Here is a 1220-nt window from a genome sequence, read left to right as displayed (position 1 = left end):
TGATACTACGTCAAGAAAATAGACACAGATTTTCTACCGCGCTTTCGCTTGGTGTCCTTCATCAAAAAGTTCAAAAAAGAGCGTTTTAAACCTTTTGATGAAGGTGAAATTTAAGCAGATGTTTGATCATATAAACGCTCGAATTCATTCGGTGTAAGGTAATTCAGAGTTGAATGGATCCTCTTTGAGTTGTAGAAAAACTCAATGTACTCAAAAAGCGATTCTCTTGCTTCTTTCCTCGTTTTATACTTTGTTTGATAAACGAGCTCCCGTTTGAGTATACCGTGAAATGACTCAATACAAGCGTTGTCATAACAGTTTCCTTTACGGCTCATGCTGCTTGTCATATGGTACTGTTTTAATAGTTTCTGATATTCAGAGGAAGCATACTGAACACCGCGATCGGAGTGATGGATGATGCCTTTCCCAGGCCTCTGACGTTTATAAGCCACCTTTAAGGCAGCTATTACTAATTCCTTTGTCATCGTCTTGTCCATAGCCCAACCTACGATTTTGCGTGAATAAAGGTCCATGACGGTCGCCAAATACAACCAGCCCTCATTGGTTGGAATATACGTGATATCCGTTACCCATGACTGGTTAGGTTTACTTGCCTTAAATTGTCGGTCTAAAACATTTTCACTTACCGGATGTTGATGCTTAGAGTTTGTTGTAGCTTTATATTTTTTGACTGTACAAGACTTCCAATTGTTTTTTGTCATGATACGAGAGACGGTTCGTTCACTTACCTTTACGCCACGCTTCTTCAATGTCTTGGCGATTTTAACACTTCCATATCGCTGTTTGTATTCTAGGTGAGTTTGTAAGATTTTTTTTGATAGCTTTTCATGATGTTTCTGTCTGTCACTTTTTGGTCGTTTTAGCCATTTATAATAGCCACTTTTCGAAATTCCCAGAACGCTGCACATCTTCTCCACCCGGTAGTGGGAGCTGTTTTCAAGTATGAATTCATACTTTACCGAGGGCTTTTCGCGAAGTAGTGCATTGCCTTTTTTAATATTTCATTTTCCTCCTGAAGATCACGAATTTGTTTTTGCATTGCTTTTAACTCTGCCTCTGGAGTAGAAAAGGTTTGTACAGCTTTTACTTCAGGTTGTTGGCCATATTTCTTTACCCAACCATGTAACGTATTTTCGTTCACACCTACTTCTCTCGCCACTTGAGCTACAGACTTGTTGTTCTCAGCGATATACTTTACT

Annotated in this window: 1 protein-coding gene; it reads right to left on the bottom strand. The window is 39.2% G+C overall.

Annotation, left to right across the window (positions count from 1 at the left end):
* Positions 1–110: 110 nt before the first annotated feature.
* A protein-coding gene (locus Q1B07_RS26595) for an IS3 family transposase (RefSeq protein ID WP_299095806.1) occupies positions 111–1220 on the bottom strand; the annotation gives its coding sequence in 2 pieces (ribosomal slippage) (positions 111–1009 and positions 1009–1220; 1111 coding nt annotated over the 2 pieces). This gene is flagged as partial in the annotation.

It is taken from the genome of uncultured Metabacillus sp., from assembly GCF_947503125.1.
Taxonomy (GTDB): domain Bacteria; phylum Bacillota; class Bacilli; order Bacillales; family Bacillaceae; genus Metabacillus.
The sequence above is the reverse complement of the archived record's forward strand: the minus strand, read 5'-3'. Positions and strand labels throughout refer to the sequence as shown.